25 protein-coding genes are annotated in these 24,465 nt (G+C 55.1%); 15 read left to right on the forward strand and 10 right to left on the reverse strand.

What is annotated here, in order from left to right; genetic code table 11:
- The first annotated feature begins 290 nt into the window (after window positions 1-290).
- The 7 genes from aroK to trpS all read left to right on the forward strand — a co-directional run bounded on the left by aroK (window position 291) and on the right by trpS (window position 6,493).
- Entirely contained in the window at window positions 291-812 is a 522-nt protein-coding gene (gene aroK / locus JK231_RS18780) for a shikimate kinase AroK (protein WP_034820046.1), read from the forward strand.
- Between the two features lie 39 nt (window positions 813-851).
- Window positions 852-1,940: a 3-dehydroquinate synthase gene (gene aroB, locus JK231_RS18785; protein ID WP_160834627.1), complete on the forward strand. Its 1,089-nt coding sequence runs from the start codon at window positions 852-854 to the stop codon at window positions 1,938-1,940.
- A 173-nt stretch (window positions 1,941-2,113) separates the two neighbouring features.
- Window positions 2,114-3,154: an SPOR domain-containing protein gene (locus tag JK231_RS18790; protein ID WP_097119707.1), complete on the forward strand. Its 1,041-nt coding sequence runs from the start codon at window positions 2,114-2,116 to the stop codon at window positions 3,152-3,154.
- Window positions 3,155-3,250: 96 nt separating this feature from the next.
- The gene (gene dam, locus JK231_RS18795) at window positions 3,251-4,063 is read left to right on the forward strand and encodes an adenine-specific DNA-methyltransferase (RefSeq protein ID WP_034819614.1); all 813 of its coding nucleotides are present in this window, start codon (window positions 3,251-3,253) and stop codon (window positions 4,061-4,063) included.
- A gap of 65 nt (window positions 4,064-4,128) precedes the next feature.
- Window positions 4,129-4,812 carry a ribulose-phosphate 3-epimerase gene (rpe, locus tag JK231_RS18800; RefSeq protein WP_034819612.1) on the forward strand — a complete coding sequence of 228 codons (684 nt, stop codon included), beginning with the start codon at window positions 4,129-4,131 and terminating at the stop codon, window positions 4,810-4,812.
- Window positions 4,796-5,473, forward strand: coding sequence for a phosphoglycolate phosphatase (locus JK231_RS18805; RefSeq protein ID WP_160834626.1), 678 nt, complete (start codon window positions 4,796-4,798; stop codon window positions 5,471-5,473). The genes rpe and JK231_RS18805 overlap by 17 nt, the downstream gene beginning before the upstream one ends.
- 15 nt (window positions 5,474-5,488) lie before the next feature.
- The gene (trpS, locus tag JK231_RS18810; RefSeq protein ID WP_034819607.1) at window positions 5,489-6,493 is read left to right on the forward strand and encodes a tryptophan--tRNA ligase; all 1,005 of its coding nucleotides are present in this window, start codon (window positions 5,489-5,491) and stop codon (window positions 6,491-6,493) included.
- A gap of 58 nt (window positions 6,494-6,551) precedes the next feature.
- Here trpS and cysG read toward each other — a convergent pair whose 3' ends face one another.
- From cysG to nirB, 4 genes are read right to left on the reverse strand one after another with little or no spacing between them, the layout of a single operon-like run.
- Entirely contained in the window at window positions 6,552-7,916 is a 1,365-nt protein-coding gene (gene cysG / locus JK231_RS18815; protein ID WP_160834625.1) for a siroheme synthase CysG, read from the reverse strand.
- A gap of 43 nt (window positions 7,917-7,959) precedes the next feature.
- Window positions 7,960-8,763, reverse strand: coding sequence for a nitrite transporter NirC (gene nirC, locus JK231_RS18820; RefSeq protein WP_034819600.1), 804 nt, complete (start codon window positions 8,761-8,763; stop codon window positions 7,960-7,962).
- A 30-nt stretch (window positions 8,764-8,793) separates the two neighbouring features.
- Entirely contained in the window at window positions 8,794-9,120 is a 327-nt protein-coding gene (nirD, locus tag JK231_RS18825; protein ID WP_038644290.1) for a nitrite reductase small subunit NirD, read from the reverse strand.
- On the reverse strand, window positions 9,117-11,657 hold the full coding sequence (gene nirB / locus JK231_RS18830) for a nitrite reductase large subunit NirB (RefSeq protein ID WP_211729241.1): 2,541 nt from the start codon (window positions 11,655-11,657) through the stop codon (window positions 9,117-9,119). The genes nirD and nirB overlap by 4 nt, the downstream gene beginning before the upstream one ends.
- Before the next feature lie 297 nt (window positions 11,658-11,954).
- On the opposite strand from nirB, the gene JK231_RS18835 reads away from it, so the two are divergent.
- Window positions 11,955-13,238: a cytosine deaminase gene (locus JK231_RS18835; protein WP_160834623.1), complete on the forward strand. Its 1,284-nt coding sequence runs from the start codon at window positions 11,955-11,957 to the stop codon at window positions 13,236-13,238.
- Window positions 13,239-13,330: 92 nt separating this feature from the next.
- On the opposite strand, the gene tsgA is transcribed toward JK231_RS18835, so the two are convergent.
- Window positions 13,331-14,509, reverse strand: a complete 1,179-nt coding sequence (gene tsgA / locus JK231_RS18840) for an MFS transporter TsgA (RefSeq protein WP_097119703.1) — start codon at window positions 14,507-14,509, stop codon at window positions 13,331-13,333.
- Window positions 14,510-14,771: 262 nt separating this feature from the next.
- On the opposite strand from tsgA, the gene ppiA reads away from it, so the two are divergent.
- From ppiA to JK231_RS18865, 5 genes are all read left to right on the forward strand, one after another.
- Window positions 14,772-15,344, forward strand: a complete 573-nt coding sequence (ppiA, locus tag JK231_RS18845) for a peptidylprolyl isomerase A (RefSeq protein ID WP_034819591.1) — start codon at window positions 14,772-14,774, stop codon at window positions 15,342-15,344.
- Between the two features lie 98 nt (window positions 15,345-15,442).
- Window positions 15,443-15,607, forward strand: coding sequence for a YhfG family protein (locus tag JK231_RS18850; RefSeq protein ID WP_097119702.1), 165 nt, complete (start codon window positions 15,443-15,445; stop codon window positions 15,605-15,607).
- Window positions 15,597-16,190 (forward strand): putative adenosine monophosphate-protein transferase Fic, encoded by a 594-nt coding sequence (locus tag JK231_RS18855; protein WP_058960598.1) that lies wholly within the window; start codon window positions 15,597-15,599, stop codon window positions 16,188-16,190. The genes JK231_RS18850 and JK231_RS18855 overlap by 11 nt, the downstream gene beginning before the upstream one ends.
- A 41-nt stretch (window positions 16,191-16,231) precedes the next feature.
- On the forward strand, window positions 16,232-16,807 hold the full coding sequence (locus tag JK231_RS18860; protein ID WP_160834622.1) for an aminodeoxychorismate synthase component II: 576 nt from the start codon (window positions 16,232-16,234) through the stop codon (window positions 16,805-16,807).
- 87 nt (window positions 16,808-16,894) lie between these two features.
- Window positions 16,895-18,115: an aspartate aminotransferase family protein gene (locus tag JK231_RS18865; RefSeq protein WP_166936271.1), complete on the forward strand. Its 1,221-nt coding sequence runs from the start codon at window positions 16,895-16,897 to the stop codon at window positions 18,113-18,115.
- On the opposite strand, the gene JK231_RS18870 is transcribed toward JK231_RS18865, so the two are convergent.
- Window positions 18,116-20,191 carry a YccS/YhfK family putative transporter gene (locus JK231_RS18870; protein ID WP_211729242.1) on the reverse strand — a complete coding sequence of 692 codons (2,076 nt, stop codon included), beginning with the start codon at window positions 20,189-20,191 and terminating at the stop codon, window positions 18,116-18,118.
- Between the two features lie 58 nt (window positions 20,192-20,249).
- Entirely contained in the window at window positions 20,250-20,882 is a 633-nt protein-coding gene (gene crp, locus JK231_RS18875) for a cAMP-activated global transcriptional regulator CRP (RefSeq protein ID WP_000242758.1), read from the reverse strand.
- A 303-nt stretch (window positions 20,883-21,185) separates the two neighbouring features.
- Here crp and JK231_RS18880 point away from each other — a divergent pair, with 303 nt between their 5' ends.
- Window positions 21,186-21,590 (forward strand): OsmC family protein, encoded by a 405-nt coding sequence (locus JK231_RS18880; RefSeq protein ID WP_034819576.1) that lies wholly within the window; start codon window positions 21,186-21,188, stop codon window positions 21,588-21,590.
- 43 nt (window positions 21,591-21,633) lie between these two features.
- Here the strand turns inward: JK231_RS18880 and JK231_RS18885 are convergent, their stop codons facing one another.
- The 3 genes from JK231_RS18885 to JK231_RS18895 form a co-directional block, all read right to left on the reverse strand.
- Window positions 21,634-22,503: a phosphoribulokinase gene (locus JK231_RS18885; RefSeq protein ID WP_034819573.1), complete on the reverse strand. Its 870-nt coding sequence runs from the start codon at window positions 22,501-22,503 to the stop codon at window positions 21,634-21,636.
- A gap of 61 nt (window positions 22,504-22,564) precedes the next feature.
- Window positions 22,565-22,783, reverse strand: a complete 219-nt coding sequence (locus JK231_RS18890; RefSeq protein WP_034820041.1) for a YheU family protein — start codon at window positions 22,781-22,783, stop codon at window positions 22,565-22,567.
- Between the two features lie 2 nt (window positions 22,784-22,785).
- Entirely contained in the window at window positions 22,786-23,802 is a 1,017-nt protein-coding gene (locus JK231_RS18895) for a hydrolase (RefSeq protein ID WP_097119698.1), read from the reverse strand.
- Between the two features lie 60 nt (window positions 23,803-23,862).
- Here JK231_RS18895 and JK231_RS18900 point away from each other — a divergent pair, with 60 nt between their 5' ends.
- Window positions 23,863-24,465: a LysE family translocator gene (locus JK231_RS18900; protein WP_211729243.1), complete on the forward strand. Its 603-nt coding sequence runs from the start codon at window positions 23,863-23,865 to the stop codon at window positions 24,463-24,465.

The raw sequence follows: 24,465 nt of genomic DNA on the forward strand, positions 1-24,465 counted from the left end.
CGTTCATTTCTAAGCTTATTTCTGTAAGTTTCAGGGATGAAAAGACACAGCCAACGCGCATGCTGCTTGAAGTGTGAAGGAAACAGGAGGGGCGTTACCGTCTCGCGAACCACAGACCGGTCCTGTTACAAGGTCGCCGGGGGCAATTTATTCGGTTGCCAAACGGCCATGAGTGTTGAGATAATTTTCCGTCTGACTCTTGTTAATGCTCATGAGGTCTCAGTTCCTGTCCCGCCAGCACTATGCTGAACGCGGGGTATCATCAACGAATTCTTAGTAATACCGATAAAATGGCAGAGAAACGCAATATCTTTCTGGTTGGGCCGATGGGTGCCGGCAAAAGCACTATTGGTCGTCAGTTAGCTCAGCAACTCAATATGGAATTTTTCGATTCCGATCAGGAAATTGAGCGACGTACCGGAGCGGATGTAGGCTGGGTATTTGATGTGGAAGGCGAAGACGGTTTCCGCGATCGCGAAGAGAAGATCATTAATGAACTCACCGAGAAACAAGGCATTGTCCTGGCGACCGGTGGTGGTTCTGTCAAATCCCGTGAAACCCGCAATCGTCTCTCCGCCCGCGGCGTGGTCGTTTATCTTGAAACGACTATCGAGAAGCAACTTGCTCGTACACAGCGTGATAAAAAACGTCCGTTGTTGCAGGTTGAAGAGCCACCGCGCGAAGTACTGGAAGCTTTAGCTGGCGAACGTAATCCACTTTATGAAGAGATCGCTGACGTCACTATTCGCACTGACGATCAAAGTGCAAAAGTTGTCGCCAATCAGATCATCAACATGCTGGAAAAAAATTAATCCAGCGCCCTGACGGCTCAGCAATAGGTATCGGTCATCATGGAGAAGATCACTGTCTCACTCGGGGATCGTAGTTACCCCATCACCATCGCTGCCGGACTGTTTAACGATCCGGCTTCTTTTTGGCCGCTAAAAGCAGGCGATAACGCCATGCTGGTGACCAATGAGACGCTTGCCCCGATCTACCTCGACAAGCTGTCAGCACTGCTTTCGCAGGCGGGCGTGAAGGCGGATCAGGTGATTTTACCTGATGGTGAAAAGTACAAGACGCTCGCTGTGATGGACGATGTCTTCACCGCGCTGCTGCAGAAACCGCATGGACGTGATACCACGTTAATTGCGCTCGGCGGCGGTGTGATTGGTGATCTCACGGGGTTTGCTGCTGCGAGCTATCAACGCGGTGTGCGCTTTATCCAGGTACCGACAACGCTGCTGTCTCAGGTCGACTCTTCGGTCGGCGGTAAAACAGCCGTCAACCATCCGCTGGGCAAAAACATGATTGGTGCCTTCTACCAGCCAGCCTCAGTGGTGGTCGATACCGATTGCCTGGCTACGCTGCCGGCGCGCGAATTAGCGTCTGGTCTGGCGGAAGTGATCAAATACGGCATTATCCTCGATGGCGAGTTCTTCCAGTGGCTGGAGCAGCATCTTGATGCTCTGCTGGCACTGGATCAGCAAGCCCTGGCCTACTGCATCCGTCGCTGCTGTGAACTCAAAGCTGAAGTGGTCGCCGCCGATGAACGTGAAAACGGTCAACGCGCGCTGCTCAATCTGGGCCATACTTTTGGTCATGCGATTGAAGCACACATGGGCTATGGCAACTGGTTGCATGGCGAAGCGATTGCGGCAGGCATGGTGATGGCTGCGCGTACCGCTGAACGTCTGGGACAGTTCTCTGCAGCGGATACCGATCGCATTATCGCGCTATTTCTGCGTGCCGGTTTACCGGTGCACGGCCCGGAAAGCATGCAAGCAGAAGCGTATCTTCCGCACATGATGCGCGATAAGAAAGTGCTGGCGGGTGAAATGCGTTTGGTGCTGCCTCTCGCAATTGGCCGCTCTGAAGTGCGCGCAGGTGTGGCACATGATATGGTGCTGGCTGCGATTAACGATTGTATAAAATACTGAAGATATCCGGAATAAGTTGAGCTGCAGCAAGGTGAGCATTGCATGCATTCCAGGCGCTGATGTGAGTGAGCGTCTGGATAATAAAGTGCAACCAACGCCGTTTCAGCTTGAGTATGACGGGTAGAGTGGTGATGCGGTGCGTGGGAAGCGTGCCGTTTTACGGAGGAGGCTAGATGGATGAGTTCAAACCGGAAGACGAGTTAAAACCTGATGCCAGTGACCGCCGTCCTACGCGGCCACGCAAAACGTCTTCTGCGCCGAAAGTGAAGGTACCTGTTTCTCGTCAGCATATGATGATGGGGATCGGCATCCTGGTTCTGCTGTTGGTAGTACTGGGCATCGGTTCGGCATTGACCGGTCCAGATGAAAAGAAACCAGCGACCACTGCTAATAATGGCAATGCGGCGCCGACGGCAACCGGTGGTGAAAAGAACATCGACCTTTCCGGCTCGACGTCCATGAGCGGCCAGCAAAACGCCACGCCTTCAGCGGAAGGAAACGCACCACAGACGTCAGCTGCATCATCCTCGCCAGCAAGCAGCGATTCCAACTCGATTTCTATGCCAGCGGTGTCTTCAACACCGACACAGGCTGCGCCTGTCGATACGCCAGCCAATCAGCAACGTGTGACGCTGCCGGGCGATCTCAACAGTGCGTTGAGCAACCAGCAAGGTCAGGTTGATAACGCCGCACAGGGTGCGCAAGGCAACAGTTCACTGCCCACTGCGCCTGCTACGGTGAGCGGTAACGGTAAAGCGATAACGCCTCCGGCGATGCGCTCTGAAATACCTGCGCGTGCTAATAGCAACGGTTCACGTGAAACGCACAGCAACACCGCGCATAAAGCGCCGGCCACGTCGAAACCAGTCGCCGGAGCAAAAGAGAATAAAACACATACCACCGCCGCACACAATGCACCTGTGAGTGCCAGCAGCGGTGCCAGTAAGTCACTGCCAACCGGTGGCAGCTACACGCTGCAGTTGAGCGGTGCGTCGAAAGAAGAGAGCCTGAATGCCTGGGCGAAGAAACAAAATCTGAGCGGTTATCATGTGTATAAAACCACGCGTAACGGTCAGCCCTGGTATGTGTTGGTCAGCGGTGCTTACGCTACGCCAGCCGATGCCAAGCGCGCAGTGGCATCACTGCCTGCTGAAGTTCGTGCGGCAAATCCGTGGGTAAAACCGTTGAGTCAGGTGAAGAAAGAAAGTCAGTAATTGATGTGGGGCTGCGATCATGCGGCCCCGTTTAAAGCGCAAAGCTGCTGTCGGTTCCACCACAGCCCATAATTAAGATGTAATAACCACGACAGCATGAAGAAAAATCGCGCTTTCCTTAAATGGGCCGGAGGGAAATACCCGCTGCTTGACGATATCCGTCGTCATTTGCCACAAGGTGACTGTTTAGTCGAACCTTTTGTGGGTGCCGGTTCCGTGTTCCTCAACACCGATTATGATCGCTATCACCTGGCGGACATCAACGGTGACCTGATCAATCTCTATAACATCGTTAAAAACCGCACGGTTGAGTTTATTGAAGACGCGCGGCAGCTGTTCACGCCTGAAGGTAATATCGCAGAGACCTATTACGCGCAACGTCTGGCCTTTAACGCCAGCAAAGATGAATATCAGCGTGCATTACTGTTTCTCTATCTCAATCGGCATGGCTATAACGGTTTGTGCCGTTACAATCTGCGCGGTGAGTTCAATGTGCCTTTTGGTCGTTATCGCAAACCTTACTTCCCGGAAGCGGAGCTGTTGTGGTTTGCCGAACGGGCGCAAAAAGCGACCTTTGTCTGTGAATCGTACGATGTTACTCTGAACAACGCCCCTGCTGGCTCAGTGGTTTATTGCGATCCGCCGTATGCGCCCTTGTCGGCGACGGCGAACTTTACCGCGTACCACACCAATAGCTTTAGCCTGCGCGAGCAGCAGCATCTGGCCGAGCTGGCAAATAAGCTGGCACATGAAAACAGCATACCGGTGCTGATTTCCAACCACGACACGCTGCTCACGCGTGAGTGGTATCAGAATGCGGTTTTACACGTAGTCAAAGCCCGGCGTTCCATCAGCCGAAGCATAAGTGGTCGCACTCAGGTTGACGAACTGCTGGCGCTTTTCCGCTAGCCTGTTTCGTCCGCGACCAACGCATTACGCCAGCTCTGGCTGGCGCACAAAATTGGGAGAATCGGATGAAACAATTTTTGCTGGCCCCTTCAATTCTTGCTGCTGACTTTGCTCGCCTGGGCGAAGATACCGCCAAAGCGCTGGCAGCAGGCGGGGATGTGGTGCATTTCGACGTGATGGATAACCACTATGTGCCTAATCTGACCATGGGGCCAATGGTGCTGAAAGCGCTGCGCGACTATGGCATTACGGCACCGATTGATGTGCATCTGATGGTGAAGCCGGTGGATGCACTGATTCCAGAGTTCGCTAAAGCGGGCGCGACTTACATTACCTTCCATCCTGAAGCCAGTGAGCACGTTGACCGCACACTGCAACTGATCAAAGAGCACGGCTGTAAAGCGGGTCTGGTGTTCAATCCGGCGACGCCGCTCGATTACCTCGACTACGTGATGGATAAACTCGACATCATTCTGCTGATGTCAGTGAACCCTGGCTTCGGCGGTCAATCCTTCATTCCCGGCACGCTGGACAAATTGCGTCAGGCGCGTCGTCTTATTGATCAAAGCGGTTACGATATCCGTCTGGAAGTGGACGGTGGTGTGAAGATCGATAACATCGGTCAGATCGCGGCGGCAGGTGCGGATATGTTTGTGGCCGGTTCAGCCATCTTTGGTCACCCCGATTACAAAAAAGTGATCGACGAAATGCGCGGCGAACTGGAGAAAGTTAATGGCTCATTTCACTGATATCCGCGCGCTGGCGTTTGATCTCGATGGCACGCTGGTCGATAGCGCACCGGGTCTGTCACAGGCCATTGATCATGCTTTAGGTGATTTGCAGTTACCGCCTCCTGGCCTGGCGCTGGCTTCCACCTGGATTGGCAATGGCGCAGATGTGATGATGACACGCGCGCTGACCTGGGCACTAGGCCGTGAACCGCACGCCGAAGAGCAGCGTGACGCACGCACGCTGTTTGACAAGTATTACGCCGAAACGGTGGAAGCGGGCAGCACGCTGTTCCCGCAGGTGAAAGAGACGCTGGCTGCTTTGCATGCCAAAGGCTTGCCGATGGCCATCGTCACCAACAAGCCAACGCCGTTTGTCGCGCCTTTGCTGCAATCGCTGGGCATTGCCGATTTCTTCACGCTGATTATTGGCGGTGATGATGTGGTGGTGAAAAAACCCCATCCGGCAGCGATCTTCCTTGTTTTGGGTCACTTTGGCGTACTGCAAAAAGAATTACTATTTGTTGGTGATTCTCGTAATGATATTCACGCAGCTCAGGCTGCGGGTGTACCTAATGTCGGTATGACATTTGGCTACAACTATGGCGAGCCGATTGCCGCCAGCCAACCCGATCTCACTCTCGATACTTTTAGCGAACTTTTGCCCGCTCTCGGGCTGTAATTATCAGGATATAACATGAGCAAACCCATCGTTTTCAGCGGCGCCCAGCCTTCCGGTGAACTGACCATTGGCAACTATATGGGTGCGCTGCGTCAGTGGGTGCAGATGCAGGATGATTTCCACTGCATTTACTGCATCGTCGATCTGCACGCCATCACCGTTCGTCAGGACCCCGCAGCGCTGCGCAAAGCCACGCTGGATACCCTGGCGCTGTACCTTGCCTGCGGTATTGATCCAGCAAAAAGCACCATTTTTGTACAGTCGCATGTGCCTGAGCACGCGCAGCTGAGCTGGGTACTGAACTGCTATGCCTACTTTGGCGAGCTGAGCCGTATGACGCAGTTTAAGGATAAGTCCGCGCGTTATTCTGAAAACATCACTGCAGGTTTGTTCGATTACCCGGTGCTGATGGCGGCCGATATTCTGCTGTATCAGACCAACCAGGTACCGGTGGGCGAAGATCAGAAGCAGCACCTCGAACTGAGCCGCGATATCGCCGGCCGTTTCAACGCGCTGTATGGCGATGTGTTCAAAATTCCTGAGCCGTTTATTCCGAAATCAGGCGCACGCGTGATGTCGCTGCTGGAACCGACCAAGAAGATGTCGAAGTCGGATGACAACCGTAACAACGTGATTGGCCTGCTGGAAGACACCAAAGCGGTAGTGAAAAAGATCAAGCGCGCGGTCACCGATTCCGCCGAGCCGCCAGTGGTGCGTTACGACGTGAAAGAAAAAGCCGGTGTCTCTAACCTGCTGGATATTCTTTCTGGTGTCACCGGTAAGTCGATTCCGCAGCTGGAGCAGGAATTCGAAGGCAAGATGTATGGCCACCTGAAAGGCGAAGTGGCGGAAGCGGTTTCCGGCATGCTGACTGAGCTGCAGGAGCGCTATCATCGTTTCCGTAACGACGAAGCTTTCCTGAATCAGGTGATGCGTGATGGCGCAACCAAGGCCCGTGCGCAGGCGCAGGAAACGCTGAAGAAAGTTTATGAAGCGGTGGGTTTTGTGGCTCAGCCTTAATCAGCTAGCTGCCTGACCTATGAACGGCGAGTTGTGATGACTCGCCGTTTTTTTATGTTTAAAACCAGCGTAACTGGTGGCGCAGGCTGACCACGCGCCCGACGATAATCAGCGCCGGGCTGGCAAACTGCTGCGCCAGCGTGCTGAGTTCGGCTAACGTCGCGGTTTCCACCTGTTGTTCTGGCGTGGTGCCGTTTTGCACGATGGCGACCGGCATCGCCGCATCCATGCCATGCTGCAACAGCTGGCGCTGGATCTCGGGTGCCTGATTCAGCCCCATATAGAACACCAGCGTTTGCTGCTCTGCCGCCAGCTTACTCCACTCAATTTCGCCCTGTTGTTGCAGATGACCGGTGACAAAGCGCACGCTCTGCGCATGGTCGCGATGCGTCAGCGGAATGCCGCTGTAGGCGGCACAACCGGAGGCGGCGGTAATACCTGGCACCACGCTGAACGGAATGTTGTGCTGTGCCAGTACCTCTAGTTCCTCACCACCGCGACCGAAAATAAAGGGATCGCCGCCTTTCAGCCGTACCACGCGCTTGCCGCTCTGAGCCTGCTCTAACAGTAACTGGTTGATTTGCGACTGCGGCACGCAGTGATGTCCGGCCTGTTTACCGACGAAGATGCGTTCAGCATCGCGGCGCACCAGGTTGAGAATGGGTTCGGACACCAGACGGTCATACACCACCACATCGGCCTGCTGGATACACTGCAAACCTTTCAGCGTTAATAATCCGGCATCGCCTGGACCCGCGCCCACCAGCACCACTTCACCCTGTTGGGAGAGCGGCGCATCGAACAGCGTATCAACGATATGATCGGCGCGTGGCTTGTCACCATTCGCCAGCGTTTGCGCCAGACGATCGCTGGCAAAGAAGCGCTCCCAAAATGCCCGGCGCTGTCCCATGCTGGCGAAGGTTTTCTTCACCCGGCTGCGCAGTGTGCCAGCGAGTGAAGCCAGTTGGCCCAGATGCTGCGGCAGCATCGCTTCCAGCTTCTCACGCATCAGGCGCGCCAGCACCGGAGCGCGGCCACCGGAGGACACCGCAATCATCAGCGGGGAGCGATCGACAATCGACGGCATGATAGCGCTGGCTTCCTGCGGCGCATCCACCAGATTGCAGAAGATGCGGCGTGCTTCGGTGGCATCGCCCACTTGCTGATTCACAGCGTCATCGTCGGTGGCGGCAATGACCAGCCAGCAGCCCTCCAGCCACTGCTCTTCAAATGTGCCGGGCAATAGGTGCAACTTTCCCTGTTCAGCCCACTGCTGAAACGCAGGAGAGAATTGCACTGCGCCAACGTGCAGATCGGCACCGGCATCCAGCAGCAGGCGCGCTTTGCGCTCGGCTACATCGCCGCCGCCGACCAATAAACAACGCTTGCCTCGCAGACGGCAAAACAGCGGAAAATAGTCCATCGCTCATCCTCAAAAAAGCCCGCAATGTGCGGGCTTAAAAACGTTAAACCGATTTGAGCGCAGTGGCTTGTGGCGCCACTTGCGGCCGCTGAGCCTGTGGCGTGGCGTACCAGTATCCAAGGCCCATCAATACCATGCCAGAGAACATGTTACCCAGCGTCACCCACAGCAGGTTATGACCGATGCCGCTCAAGGTCAGGTCGGCATTATGCTGACCAAACCACGACAGTGCAAAGACCGTCATATTCGCGACAGAGTGTTCATAGCCGGAGGCGATAAAGGCCAGCAGGCACCACCAGATGGCAATGAATTTTGCCGTGCCTTCGGTGCGCACTGCCATCCAGATCGCCAGACACACCAGCCAGTTACACAGCGCACCCTTGAAGAACAGCGCCATGGCGGGCTGCGTGGTTTTCGCCAGCGCGGCACTGTGAATCAGTGCGCCTGCATTGGGTAGCATCGCACCGGCTGCGTAGTAGTAGAGCAGGGCGACAAACACCGAGCCAATCAGATTACCCAGCCAGGTTTGCGGCAGTACGCACCACATCTGGCCCTGGCTGATGGTTCCGGCTTTGACGCCCACGGTGAGGAACATCGTATGGCCGGTAAACAGCTCCGACCCGGCAATGATCACCAGCGTCAGAGCGATACCAAAGGTGGCGCCCATGATCAGCGGCCGCCACGCAGGATCGGCCAGGTTGCCGAGTGTGAAAATCAGGATGATGGCGAGGCCGACGTAAGCGCCTGCCATCGCCGAGCTGATCCAGAAGGCCAGCGGGCTGTGCTGCGCCGTACGCACAATGCGCGCCGCGTTGGCGGCGCAGGTATTCAGGGTGTCAGTAAACATAGTGACGTCTCATAAAGTAAAAGAATTCTGTCAGGCGCACACTTCGACCTGGCCCGCAGTAACGCGCACCGGATAGCTCGCCACGGAACGGGCGGCATCTTCCAGGCAGACGCCGTCGCTTAAGCGGAAGCGCTGTTTTTTCAGTGGGCTGGCGACCCACAGCGTGTGCTGATGTTCGGCAATCAGGCCGCGTGACAGCACGCTGGCTGCGGAGAAAGGATCGATGTTACTCAGCGCATAGAGTTGCTCATCATCATGCGGACGGAAGATGGCAATCTGCTGGCCTTTTACCAACGCGCAGACGCCGGTGGCAGGCAGGATTTGTTCGAGTTCACACACGGAATGCCACTGGCTCATGCGTCTATCTCCTCAATCTGGGTGATGGCAATACGCTCGGCAGGGCTTGCCGGACGGTGCTGATCGCGCTGAGCGACGTGCTGCACCAGCGGATCGCGCTGATCGCTGTTGATGAAGGTGCTGAAGTGGATATGCTGCCGGGGATCGTTCACCGTCGCAGCCCATTCACACTCGACTTCAGCCCGCAGTCGCGCCAGTTCAGCTTCCAGTTGCGTATTCAGGCTGAGTTTGTCATCGATAATCACGCTGCGCAGATAGTCGATACCGCCTTCCATGCTTTCCAGCCACAGCGAGGTACGTTGCAGGCGGTCACCGGTGCGAATATAGAACATCATAAAGCGGTCGAGATAAGTCAGCAGGGTATCGCGATCCAGGTCCGCGGCCAGCAAATCGGCGTGGCGTGGCTTCATGCCACCATTGCCGCACACATACAGATTCCAGCCTTTTTCCGTTGCGATGATGCCGACATCTTTGCCCTGCGCCTCCGCACATTCGCGCGTGCAGCCCGAGACGCCAAACTTCATTTTGTGCGGTGTACGAATGCCTTTGTAGCGGTTCTCCAGTTCGATGCCGAAACCGAGGCTATCGCCAACGCCATAGCGACACCAGGTGCTGCCCACGCAGGTTTTTGCCATGCGCAACGCTTTGGCATACGCCTGGCCGGTTTCAAATCCGGCATCAATCAGCTGCGACCAGATGGCAGGCAGGTCATCACGCTGGGCACCAAACAGGCCAATACGCTGTGAGCCGGTGATTTTGGTGTAAAGGTTGTACTGGCGCGCCACCGCACCGATCGTCATCAACCCTTCTGGCGTGATTTCGCCCCCGGGCGAGCGTGGGATCACCGAGTAGGTGCCATCTTTCTGGATATTGCCGAGGAACAGATCGTTGCTGTCTTGTAGCGGCGCGAGCTGTGGCTTGAGCACATAGTCGTTCCAGCAGGATGCCAGCAGCGAACCCACGGTGGGTTTACACACTTCACAGCCATAACCCTGACCGTATTTCGCCAGTAAGGCATCGAAGGAAGTGATCTCTTCGACACGAATCAGGTGATACAACTCCTGGCGTGAATAGGGGAAGTGTTCGCACAGGTGGTTGTTGACTTCGATGCCCTGACGGCTCAGTTCCGCGTTGAGCACCTGAGTGAGCAGCGGAATGCAGCCGCCGCAGCCGGTGCCGGCACGGGTTTCGCTTTTCAGCATCGCCACGGTGTGGCAACCGGCTTGCACCGCTTTGACGATATCGCCTTTGCTGACATCAAAGCAGGAGCAGATTTGCGCGCTGTCCGGCAGGGAATCGACTCCCAACACCGGCTTCTCGCCACTGCCTGCTGGCAAAATCAAACCTTCAGGATTATCGGGCAGCGCGATGTTATTCAGCGCCAGCTGTAGCAGATTGCCGTAATCACTGGTATCACCCACCAATACTGCGCCGAGCAGCGTACGGTTGTCTTCGCTGACAATCAGGCGTTTGTAGATGTGTTTCTGTTCGTCGAGCCACATATAGCTGCGCGCGCCCGGCGTGCGGCCATGCGCATCGCCGATACCACCGACATCCACGCCCAGCAACTTAAGTTTGGCGCTCATATCGGCACCGGAAAAGGCACTGTCGCGTCCCAGCAACGCATCGCTGGCGACCTGTGCCATTTTGTAGCCCGGCGCGACTAAGCCGAACAGCCGGTTTTGCCAGGCTGTGCATTCGCCGACGGCATAAATTGCCGGATCACGCGTCTGGCAGCGGTCGTTGATGGCGATGCCGCCACGCTGGCCGATTTCCAGCCCACACTGTTTTGCCAGCTTGTCTTGCGGTCGAATGCCAGTGGAGAACACGATGAAGTCGACATCCAACGCGCTACCATCGGCGAATTCCAGCGTCTTACCGCCTTTTGCGTGGTGCACAATTTGCTGGGTATTTTTGCCGGTGTGTACACGCACACCCATTTGTTCGATCTTACGACACAGTTGCTCGCCACCTTGCGCATCCAGCTGTTCCGCCATTAATCCGGGCGCGAACTCAATGACATGGGTTTCGATGCCGAGGTTTTTCAGTGCGCCTGCCGCTTCGAGACCTAGCAGACCGCCGCCAATCACGGCACCGCGTTGGCTGCGGCGGGCACAGGCTTCTATGGCGTTGAGATCTTCGATGGTGCGATAGACAAAGCAGTCACTGCCTTCGGCGCCTCTTATCGGCGGTATCCACGGATAAGAGCCGGTGGCAAAAATCAGCGTGTCGTAATGCACCGCGCGACCGGTATTGGAGTGAATCAGTTTTTCATCGCGGTTGATGGTAATCGCCCGCTCACCGATCAGCAGGTTGACCTGATGTTTTTCGTAATAGCCGGGGCGAACCAGTGAAAGCTCTTCAGCGGTGTGATGGGAGAAGTAGGCGGAAAGGTGGACGCGGTCATAGGCGACGCGCGGTTCTTCACAAAAGACGGTAATGGCAAATTGGCCGGGTTCGGCTTTGTCGATCAGTTCTTCTATAAAGCGGTGGCCGACCATGCCGTTGCCAATAATCACGACACTGTGCTTGCTCATGCTTGCCTCAAAAATTGCGGTATCTGCGCTTACGATAGCGCGCAATATCAGGCGCTTATTGATGCACATCAAGCGCACGGCCATATACCTATTTAGAGGTATGTAATTGATTTTGAACGAAAATGATAAGTGGCTTATTTGATTGGATATTGTGCAGCATCGATTGCCATCAGTGTCGCTGCTACAAACTGAGCTGAGGGCTTTTTTGCATGGTCATTTTGGCAGACTAAAAACCTATGGCACAGACGGAAAGATTTTCATGCTAGCTTAACCTGTGGCTTAAAACGGGAGGAAGGCATGGCGAATCGCACACTAAAGTGGATCAACAACCTGCGTCTGGCCGGCCAGCAGGGGCTGTGGCAGATGGAAATCAACGGCGGCAAAATAACGGCATTACGCCCCCAGCCACCGCAAATCACGCAGCAGGATGATGCGCTGGATGCCGAAGGAGGACTGGCAAGTGCCCCCTTTATCGAACCGCATATCCATCTCGACACCACGCAAACCGCCGGGCAGCCTGCCTGGAATCAGTCCGGCACCCTGTTTGAAGGCATTGAACGCTGGGCGGAGCGCAAGGCGCTGCTTAGCCATGACGATGTCAAACAGCGCGCACAGCAGACGCTGAAGTGGCAAATTGCCAACGGTATTCAGCATGTGCGTACCCATGTTGATGTTTCCGATCCTACTCTCACCGCGCTGAAAGCCATGCTGGAAGTGAAAGCGGAAATGGCGCCATGGATCGATATCCAAATCGTGGCGTTTCCGCAGGAGGGGATTCTCTCCTATCCAAATGGTGAAGCGCTGCTGGAAGAGGCATTGCGTCTCGGTGCCGATGTGGTGGGCGCCATCCCGCACTTCGAGTTCACACGCGAGTATGGCGTGGAATCACTGCATAAAACCTTCGCGCTCGCTAACCGTTATGACCGCATGGTGGATGTGCACTGTGATGAGATTGATGATGAGCAGTCGCGCTTTGTCGAAACCGTGGCGGCACTGGCACATCGTGATGGCAATGGCGAACGTGTCACCGCCAGCCACACCACGGCGATGCACTCCTACAACAACGCCTACACCTCGCGCTTATTCCGCTTGCTGAAGCTTTCAAAGATTAATTTTGTCGCTAACCCACTGGTGAACATTCACCTGCAGGGCCGTTTTGACAGCTATCCCAAACGCCGTGGCATCACGCGGGTGAAGGAGTTGCTGGAAGCCGATATTAACGTCTGCTTTGGCCATGATGATGTGTTTGATCCCTGGTATCCGCTCGGCACCGCCAGCATGCTGCAGGTGCTGCATATGGGATTACATGTCTGTCAGTTGATGGGCTACGAGCAGATCGACAATGGCCTGAGCCTGATCACCACTAACAGCGCGAAGACGATGCAATTGAAGGATTACGGTCTGGCGGTAGGTGACCATGCCAGTCTGATTATTCTGCCGGCTCAAAGTGGCTTTGATGCGGTGCGCAGACAAGTGCCTGTGCGCTATTCGATACGGCAGGGAAGCGTGGTGGCGGCAACGCAGCCCGCGAGCAGTGAAATCTATTTGGGTGAGGCGGAAGCGGTGACATTCCGACGATAGTCGCTGAATAAAAAAAGAGTGCGCATCACTGCGCACTCTCTTGCTACTGAGCCAGGCAACAGAGGTGAACGTTCACCCCTGCACGTCATCGATTAGTGCGTAATATGGCCGTGCTGGCGATGTTTGGTCACAAAGCCCAGCAGCACGCACATCACAAACACCACGGCATACAGGCCATTGGCGGTAGAGAGCGCTGCATGTGCGCCGCCTTTCGCCACAATCGGGCCGGTGACCACGAAGGTCAGCATGGTGCCGACGGTGCCGCAGGTGAGGATAAAGTTCACCAGCTTCGGCGAAGAGACTTTGGTTTGCAGCGAGCCCAGCGTAATGATGGTGGTGTAGATAGCGCTGGAGCTGAAGCCGAGAATCATAATGATCCAGTGCAGCATGCTGGCGTCACTGGTGGTGACAAACCAGTACATTAAACCGGTTGCCAGGGCCGCCAATACCATCAGGATGCGCTGCAGATCGAAGAAGCGCAGCAGGAAGCTGAACACCCACATACCGACCATGTACGCGGTCCAGAAGTTACCGACAAGCTGACCAGCCGCCGCAATATCCATGCCCATCGATTTGGTGGCGTACTCTGGCACCCAGGAGATAAAGCCCAGCTGACCGAGGATATAGCACAGCGCCGCGATAGACAGGAACAACACGCCGATGCCCCATTTCTCTTTCTCGCCGCCTTGTACGGCTGCTTCGCTTTTCAACTCCGGGAATTCCACCATCAGCGTCAGGACGAAGATCGCGATATAAATCACACCGATGCAGGCGTATACCCAATACCACGGCAGCATGCGCGCCAGCAGTACGCCAGCGATGATCGGGAAAATGGTACCGGCCATGCTGAAGAACGAGTCGGTAAACAGCAGGCGCGAACCACGCTGACGACCATCGTACAGATGGGTAATCAGGAAGGTACCGATCGACATGGTGATACCGCTGACCACACCGAGCACAAACATGCACAGCGAGAAGACGGTCAGGTTATGGCTGGTCATCAGGCCTGCCACCGCGAGGATCATCAGCACAAAGCCAAAAATCAGCTGGCGTTTCAACGGCACAATCACCATCAGCCAGGCGTTAAGGAATACCGCGACCAGGATACCGGCATTCAGGAAGGTGAAAGTGTTGCTCATTTCTGAGATGGGCAACTGGAAGTATTGGGCAATATTATCCAGTACCATACCGGTAACGATCACCAGCGCGCCGGTGAGCGCGTAGGAGAAAAAGCTGATCCAGGTAAGGCCAATGCGATTACGGTTTGTCATTTTCTGAACCTGTGATGCGCCGGGATTGGCAAAAAGTGTCATGAATTGTAAATGCAACTGTGATCTTAATAAACAACGAGTGTAACGAGCGCGAAATATTTCATTAATAGTGTGATTTTCGTCACGCAAATGATTGCGCACCTCAAAAAGTATGACAATCGCAACATCAGCGTAAATATCGGTAAAACGCTGGCTCTTGTATAACTTGCTCTTTACAATCGATCTCGTTTTTGAGCTTGCACTCCATGGTAAGGAATCTTTCATGTTTAAACGTACTTTGACAGCGGCAGTCGCCCTGTTAGCGCTCTCTTCTGTATCCGCTACCGCTCTGGCAGCCAAAGGGGATACCCATGTGCTGCTCACCACCTCTGCGGGCAATATCGAACTCGAACTGAACAACCAGAAAGCCCCGGTTTCGGTGAAAAACTTTGTCGACTACGTCAACAACGGTTTCTACAACAACACTATCTTCCACCGTGTGATCCCGGGTTTTATGATCCAGGGCGGCGGTTTCACCACGGATATGCAGCAGAAGCAGACCGTGGCACCAATCAAGAACGAAGCCGACAACGGTTTGCGTAACCTGCGTGGCACCATCTCTATGGCGCGTACTGCAGATAAAGACAGTGCGACCAGCCAGTTCTTCCTCAACGTCGCGGATAACGCCTTCCTCGATCACGGTCAACGTGACTTCGGTTATGCGGTATTTGGTAAAGTTGTGAAAGGCCAGGATGTGATCGATAAGATTGCTCAGGTGCCAACCAAAGATGTCGGCCCGTACCAAAATGTGCCGTCAAAACCGATTGTTATCCTGTCTGCGAAAGTCCTGCCTTAATGAATTAACGCGCCGGCACTCGTCGGCGCGTTCTGCTGCTCTCCGGCAAAGCTAAAATTAGCTCTTATACTTAGGGCAAATTGCTTGTCGGAGGCGCAATGACCAGCCAACTCACCGAAAAACAGAAAGCCACCCTGTGGCAACAGCGCCGCATGGCCAGTTATCAGGCCAGTTGCCGTCTTGCCGGCTACGTACTCAGCGATATCAGCGCTGAGCAGTATGAAGAGCGACTTGAGTCACTAAGGAGGCAATATGGCGGATAACAGTCTGGCCGTGCGCGACCCTTATGTCTGGCACAACGACACGGTGTTGAAAAATCGTCTCGATATTCATGATGAAGCGCAGTTGCGTAAAGCGGAGCTGGCGTTTAGCGCTGCACGCCTGGCGACACTGGAACTCGGCCCGCGCAGCACCGGTATGCCCTGGTTATGCCATATTCATCGCACGCTGTTTCAGGATCTCTACAGTTGGGCAGGGGAGTTACGCAGCATCGATATCTGGCGTGATGAGACACCCTATTGCCATTGCGAATACATCGAGAAAGAGGGCAATGCGCTGATGAGCGCGCTGGAAGATGAACAACAACTGACAAACCTGACGCAGGATGAGTTTGTCGCGCGGCTGGCGCATTATTATTGTGAAATCTTCGTATTACACCCGTTCCGCGCGGGTAATGGCCGCACGCAGCGCATTTTCTTTGAACAGCTGGCGCTGCACGCCGGTTACCTGTTGACGTGGGATAAGCTGGAACGAGAAACGTGGCGTACCGCGCTGTTTGCTGGTGTGTCGGGCGATCTGGCACCGCTGACGACACAGTTTGCGAAAGTGGTGAGTCCCGCACGGTAAAATGCGTAGAATAGCGGCGGTTTGACTGGCCTGAGGGCACTATGCTGCTGTTAATTGATAACTACGACTCCTTCACCTGGAATCTTTACCAGTACTTCTGTGAGCTGCGCGCAGAAGTGCGCGTGGTGCGTAACGATGCCATCACGCTGGCGGAGATGGATGCGTTGCCGCTGACGCATCTGGTGATTTCACCTGGTCCCTGTACGCCGGATCAGTCCGGTGTGTCTCTGGATGCCATCCGCCATTTTGCCGGTCGCTTACCGATTCTCGGTGTTTGCCTCGGGCATCAGGCAATTGCGCAAGCCTATGGCGCGCAGGTGGTGCGGGCTCGTCAGGTGATGCACGGCAAAACCTCTGTTATCCAGCACACCCATCAAGGCGTATTTCGCAACCTTAATAATCCGCTCACCGTCACGCGCTATCATTCACTGATTGTGGCGCGCGATACGCTGCCCGCAGAATTCGAAGTCACGGCCTGGAGCCTGCGTGATGGCGAGCCCGATGAGATCATGGGCTTCCGCCACCGTACGCTGCCCTTAGAAGGGGTGCAGTTCCATCCTGAGAGCATCCTCAGCGAGCAGGGCCATCAGCTATTGGCTAATTTCCTCAACGCGTAACTTATGTTTGCCTTCGTATGATTTTTTATGCATATTTTGTGATTATAATTTCACTTCAGCTCAATAGATAACCCAATGAGGTCGGCAATGGCAGCGGAAAAACTAGCGGTAACCCGGGAAACGTTCGATAACGTGATTTTGCCTGTTTATGCACCAGCGCAGTTCGTGCCGGTAAAGGGCAAGGGCAGCCGAGTCTGGGATCAGCAGGGCAAAGAGTATATCGACTTCTCCGGCGGTATCGCGGTGACTGCTTTAGGCCATTGCCACCCGGCGCTGGTGGAAACGCTGAAAACGCAGGGCGAAACCCTGTGGCACACCAGCAACGTGTTCACCAACGAACCGGCGCTGCGTCTGGCGAGCAAACTGATTGCAGCGACCTTTGCCGATCGCGTTTTCTTTGGCAACTCCGGCGCGGAAGCTAACGAAGCTGCTTTTAAGCTGGCGCGTTATTACGCCTGCAAAAAACACAGCCCGTTCAAAAGCAAAATCATCGCGTTCCACAATGCGTTCCATGGTCGTACCTTGTTTACCGTTTCCGTTGGCGGCCAGCCGAAATACTCCGACGGCTTTGGTCCAAAACCAGCGGATATCGTGCATGTACCGTTCAACGATCTGGATGCGGTGAAAGCGGTGATGGATGACCACACCTGCGCGATTGTCGTTGAACCGATTCAGGGCGAAGGCGGCGTGGTGGCGGCAACTCAAGAGTTCATGCAGGGCCTGCGTGCACTGTGCGATGAGCATAAAGCGCTGCTGGTGCTGGATGAAGTGCAGAGCGGCATGGGTCGTAGCGGTAAGCTGTTCAGCTACGAACATTACGGCATCAAGCCAGACATCATCACCACCGCGAAAGCGCTGGGCGGCGGATTCCCGGTGAGTGCGATGCTGACCACCAATGAAATCGCTTCAGTGATGGCGCCGGGCGTGCACGGCACCACTTATGGCGGCAACCCGCTGGCCTGTGCGATTGCTGAAACGGCTCTGGACATCATCAACACCCCTGAAGTGCTGGGTGGCGTGGAAGCCCGTCGTCAGCAGTTCGTTGAGGCACTACAGGCGATTGACAGCAAATATGATCTTTTCAGTGAGATTCGCGGCAAAGGTTTGCTGATTGGCGCAGCGCTGAAGCCACAGCACGCCAGCAAGGCGCGCGATATCCTCAATGCCTCGGCAGCAGAAGGGTTGATGGTTCTGACCGCAGGCACTGATGTGATTCGTTTTGTGCCGTCACTGGTGATCGAGCCGACTGACATCGAAGAAGGCATGGCGCGTTTCGCCAAAGCGATTGAGAAAGTGCTGGCGGCGTAATCATCCTTTCGGACGTAAAACTTTCAGCCAGCGGCCGTGATGCGGTCGCTGGCTCCAGGCCAGTGAAGAGATGGTGTGCATCACATTCAGGTGTTGCAGGATGCGCTTCACATGCTGCTCGACAATCGTTACCGGCCCTTCATTCATATTCTCCGGCGCTTCCAGAATATTGCTGTCACTGCCTGGCCCGTCATACGCCAGTCGCTGCTGACAGCGCTGCAGCGCAATTTCACAGGATTGCAGATAGCGTTCCGCCAGCTTCGGCGTCAGCATGGTGTGCTCACGCGCCAGGATCGTCATCGCGTTAATATGCTCCACAATGAACTGGCTGTGGGTGACCCACATGCGCATATCTTTCAGGTACTGCGCGTTGAAGCCCGGTTCGCTCGATGCCTGATTCAGTGAGTTGAACAGTGCATTGTGCGCCTGATTGACCTTCATGCGCTGGTAAGCCAGCTTTTCAGGAGATTGCTCCGGCCCCAGCAACATCCGCAAGGCTTCCTGATAAGCCTCCAGCGCATCATGCGCGTTGCTGCGCAGTAATCCGCTCTGCCACTGTGGCCACAGCCAGATCATACCGGCAAAGGCGATCAGGCAACCCATCAGGGTATCCATCATGCGCGGCAACAGGAACTGCGCCCCGTTCAGCGACAACAGCTGGAGCGAATACACCGCCGTCACGGTGAAGCCAATCATCGACCAGCCGTAATACTTGCGCGTGACCAGATAGCTGGCGAGGGTGATGGCCAGCATAAACAGCAGGGTGATCGATTCGGGCACTTCGAGCCGTAGCGATCCTGCGGCGATCAGCAATCCGGCAAAGGTCCCCAGCGCACGGTGCTGGATACGCACTCGTGTGGCGCTGTAGCCATTCTGGCTGACAAACATGATGGTCATCAGAATCCAGTAAGGCTTGGGAATATTAAAGAACAGCGCCAGCGCACTGCCGAACATCAGCATCACCGAAATACGAGCCGCGGTGCGCAATGCAGCGGACTTGAGCGAAAGATAGCTGCGCAGCGCCGGGAACAGCGGCAAACGGCGCTGGCGATCGGCCATCAGGTCACGGGTGTATAAAGGTTTCTGGGTGCCCAGCACGCGGGCGATGCGGCTGAAATGGTAATAGCAGAAGTTGCCCACCGGATTGTCGGGATGCTGGCGCGCAATTTTTTCCAGCGCGCCGAGCTGCTTTTCCATGTGGAAGCGATCGGGCAATTGATGATAGAGAATGGCATCGGCCAACAGGCGCAGACGCGCAGAGATGGTTTTGGCATTCCAGCGGATCACCGCTTCGGCGTGACTCTGCTCGACCAGCTTTTGCACTTCTTCCGGCTGGTGCAGGCTCACCGAGATGTGCTCCTGCAAATCAAGCGCCACCTGGAAAGCCCGCGTCAGGCGCTTGTGGCTGTTATCGCGGCTGGCAGAGAGCATGTGCATCTGCTGATAGCAGGTGGTGATCAGGTCAACGGCTTTTTGCTGACGCGCCAGCAGCGGCGGCAGCGCTTTCTCGGGATCGGTAAGCTGCGTCAACAGGGTGTATTTTGCATCGCAATAATCCGCCAGTTCCCGATATAGCAGACTGAGCGTTTCGCGCATCGGCTGCTCTTTCCACAGCCAAAACCAGAACCAGTTAAACAGGCCATACCATAGCGTGCCGCCGATATACAGCAGCGGCGGCACCCACATGGGCATGCGTCCTACCAGGCTGAGGCTAAAGATGGCAGCAATCAGCGTTGCGGGCAACAAGCGGCCGTGCAGCGGGCTGATTTCGCCGGTCACGCCTATCAGCAGCGGCAGCACAAACAGGATCAGCGGTAACGGAATGGCGTCACTGGTGAGAAATTGGATCAGAAAACTGGCGGTGGCAAACAGTGAGCCGCCAACAATCAGGCGTTTAAAGAAGCGCTTATGCGGTGTATCAAGACCCGCCATGTTGCAGCAGGCAGGCACTAAGGAGAACAGCAGGCCTTTTTGCAGATCGCCAAACAGCCAGCCTAGTGCCACAGGCAGGCACAGCACCAGCGTTTGCCGCAGTGCGTAGTTGACCTCAGGATGATAGATGATTCGGCGCCACATCAGCTCATCGCAAACAAAAACGGCGCGATGTTGCCATCACGCCGTGGGTGATAAGAAATTAGCGGGTGCCGTAGACGACGATGGTTTTACCGTGTGCGGAGATCAGGTTCTGATCTTCCAGCATTTTCAGGATACGACCCACGGTTTCGCGTGAGCAACCCACGATCTGACCAATCTCCTGACGGGTGATTTTGATTTGCATCCCGTCGGGGTGCGTCATCGCATCGGGTTGTTTCGCCAGATTAAGCAGTGTTTGCGCGATACGGCCCGTCACATCGAGGAAGGCAAGGTTGCCCACTTTCTCGGAAGTGACTTGCAGACGACGCGCCATTTGCGACGAAAGTCGCATTAAAATATCCGGGTTTACCTGAATCAGCTGACGGAATTTTTTGTAGGAAATTTCAGCCACTTCGCAGGCAGTCTTAGCACGTACCCAGGCACTACGTTCCTGGCCTTCTTCAAACAGGCCGAGTTCGCCGATGAAGTCTCCCTGATTGAGATAGGAGAGGATCATCTCTTTGCCTTCTTCATCTTTGATCAGAACCGCAACGGAACCTTTCACGATGTAGTACAGCGTTTCCGCTTTCTCACCCTGATGGATGAGCGTGCTTTTGGACGGATATTTGTGAATATGGCAATGGGACAGGAACCATTCGAGTGTAGGGTCTGTTTGCGGTTTGCCGAGAACCATTCGCTATTATCCTCTGTTGTAATCGTGCCCAAAACACAGGGGGCAGTTTTCCCTGTCAGGCGGTGTAATCGTCGAGCGTTTCCAGTAAAGGAAAATTATTTCCGGGTGATTCTTAAGCTACGCTTTTGATTCTTCCCGCCTTCGTCTGTGATGACGAAAATATTTTCAGCACTGTTTGTAGCACAGCTTTTGCAAGCTGTCTTCTGTTGTCTCGCTTCAGCAACAGGCGGAAGAGTCTGGATTGCTGTTTATCAGGTGAAAGCGTACTCTGGCGGCAAAACCGCCACTTCAGGAGAAAGAATAATGCAGGCACGAGTGAAATGGGTGGAAGGGCTGACCTTTCTCGGAGAATCCTCATCAGGCCATCAGGTATTAATGGACGGTAACTCGGGTGACAAAGCGCCAAGCCCGATGGAGATGGTTTTGATGGCAGCAGGCGGCTGTAGCGCGATTGACGTGGTATCGATCCTGCAAAAAGGCCGAAATGATGTGGCTGACTGCGAGGTGAAACTTACGTCCGAGCGCCGTGAAGAAGCGCCACGTATTTTTACGCAAATCAACCTGCATTTTATCGTTAGCGGCACAGCGCTAAGCGATAAAGCGGTGGCGCGGGCCGTCGATCTGTCGGCGGAGAAGTATTGCTCGGTGGCGATCATGCTCGGCAATAGTGTGAAAATGACGCACAGTTACGAAGTGATTGAGCGATAACATAAGTGGGCGGCCAAACGGCCGCCGCTACAAAATTTCTGGATTATTCAATCCGTTTACCTTCAATCAGCCGCTGCACCAGTGGCGTCATGATTAACTCCATTGCCAGCCCCATTTTGCCGCCCGGCACCACCAGCGTGTTCATATGCGAAATGAACGAGCCCTGGATCATCGCCAGCAGGTAAGGGTAAGCAATGCCTTCCAGTCCACGGAAGTGAATCACCACAAAGCTTTCATCGAGTGACGGAATTTCACGTGCGGCAAATGGGTTGGACGTATCCACCGTAGGTACACGCTGGAAGTTGATGTGGGTGCGCGAGAACTGCGGCGTGATGAAGTTGATATAATCCTCCATTGAACGCACCACTGAATCCATCACCGCTTCACGGGAATGGCCGCGCTCGCTGGTGTCGCGCACCAGCTTTTGAATCCACTCCAGATTGACAATCGGCACCACGCCGACCAGCAAATCGACATGCTCGGCGACGTTGTGCTGCTGTGTTACCACGCCACCGTGTAATCCTTCATAGAACAGCACGTCAGTGTTTTCCGGCAGCGGCTGCCAGGGCGTAAAGGTGCCCGGCACCTGATTCCACGGCACCGCTTCGTCGTAGGTGTGCAGATATTTGCGCGATTCACCTAGCCCGGTTTTTCCGTAATGCTTAAACGTCTGTTCCAGCAGCCCGAAGTCATTGGCTTCCGGACCGAAGTAGCTAATATGACGGCCCAGATCGCGTGCCTTACGGATCGCCATATCCATTTCTGGACGGGTATAACGGTGAAAACTGTCACCTTCCACTTCCGCAGCATGCAGATTCAGCTGCTGGAAAATCTTACGGAAGGCGAGGCTGGTGGTCGTGGTACCGGCACCGCTGGAACCGGTCACGGCAATGATTGGATGCCTGGCTGACATAACAGAACTCCCTGTGAAGTCGGGCGATGAGCATTGTTACCACGAATTACTGCGCGGTGCATTAACCGCGAAACTCGCCTTTCGGCATAATGTTGACGGATTCATGCAGTTCCGACCACACCAGCACAACGTCTCCGCGCTCCAGCTGGCGGCGCACGTCGGCGACTTTCTGTTCCAGGCTGCGCTCCTGCTCACCATAGTCGGTGCCTTCGCGCAGCACGAAAGTTTCAATCAGGTTTTCCAGTGTTGCGACTTCAAGTTCTTGCCAGGGAATAATCACGATCACACATCCAGATAGGTTGAAAGCCAGTCAGGCACACGCTGTTCCAGCCACATTTTCGGCTTCATTAACGTACCGCCAACAAAGCCGACGTGCCCGCCTTGTTGTGTCAGCTGATATTCAATGGAAGCCGACAGTTGCGCCGGCTGCGGGATGACCGCATCGGTCATAAAGGGATCGTCTTTGGCATGGATGATCAGCAGCGGCTTGCGCACGCCCGTGAGCAGCGGCATAGCGCTGGCACGTTGATAATAGTCGTTGGCATCCAGAAAACCGTGCGCCCGTGCGGTAATCGCATCATCAAACTCACGAATGCGGCGAAATGCGCGCAGCTGGCTCAGTTCCACCGGTAGTGTGCCGGGCCAGGCCAGCAGTTTACGCGTAGCGTTCTGTTTCAGCTTGGTCAGTAAATAGTGCTGATAGAAACGAGAAAAGCCAGCATCGAGCTTTTCACTGCAGGGTTCGAGCGCAAAGGGTGCCGAGATGGCGACGGCGGCATCCACCGGCACATCATTCCCCTGCATGCCCAATAAATAGGCCAGCATATTGCCACCGAGTGAAACGCCCACTGCTGCAGTCGGCACCGTGCCCCATTCGCGTTGCAACCAGTGCAGGAAAAAGGTCGCATCTTCGGTTTCACCGGAATGATAGATGCGCTCCAGACGATTCGGCTCGCCGCTGCATCCACGAAAGTGCATCACCACCGCCAGCCAGCCACGCGCCTGACACGCCTGCATCAGGCCATGCGCATACGGGCTACGGAAACTGCCTTCCAGACCATGGAACATCACCATGCGCGGCTTGTGACGCGCCTGTGCCGGATCTTCGCTCCACGCGAGATCGACAAAATCGCCGTCTGGCAGGTCAAGTCGCTGCCAGTGCGGACGCAGGGTTACGCGCCGACGCAGTATGCGCGGCAGCAGGGTTTGCAGATGCGCGTTACTGAATCCGCGCAGCGGTGTAAATCGCTCGCCGTTCAGGCGATCAAAATAGCTAGGGTAAAGGCTTGTCTGATGCATAACTCGCTGATAGCTTCGATGGGTTGTCCGCTTTACTGGGTGAGGAGCACCCGAATATACATGGAACTGAGTCTTTTTTTATCAATGTTGGGTTTTCTTTGGGTCGCGGCCATCACGCCGGGGCCCAATAATATGTTACTTACCGCCTCAGGTGCTAATTTTGGCTTCCTGCGCACCATCCCGCTGCTCATTGGTATCATGATTGGTATGCAAGTCATGTTGCTGATGGTGGCATTTGGCATCGGTGGTTTGATCCTGCTTTATCCCTCTCTGCATATAGTGCTGAAGATTGCCGGTAGCCTCTACCTGCTGTGGCTGGCGTGGAAAATTGCCACCGCGGAGTACGAGAAGCTGGAAACTGAAGATGCCAACGTCAAGCAGATGCCGTTCTGGCAGGGTGGCCTGCTACAGTTGATCAATCCAAAAGCCTGGCTGATGGCGTTGGGCGCGGTAGCCAGCTTTAGCCTGGCGGGCGATGCGTATCTGCATTCGGTGATCGCCATCAGTATCGGTATGGCGCTGGTCAATGTGGTATCCGGTGTTATCTGGATGGGATTTGGTTCGCTGATTGGCCGTCTGTTGCGCAGCCCGCGCGCGTGGAAAATCTTCAACCTGGCGATGGGTGCGCTCACTGCCGCCTGTGTACTGCTGATCTGGCGTTGA

The organism is Pantoea sp. JGM49, from assembly GCF_018257655.1.
GTDB lineage: Bacteria > Pseudomonadota > Gammaproteobacteria > Enterobacterales > Enterobacteriaceae > Pantoea > Pantoea communis.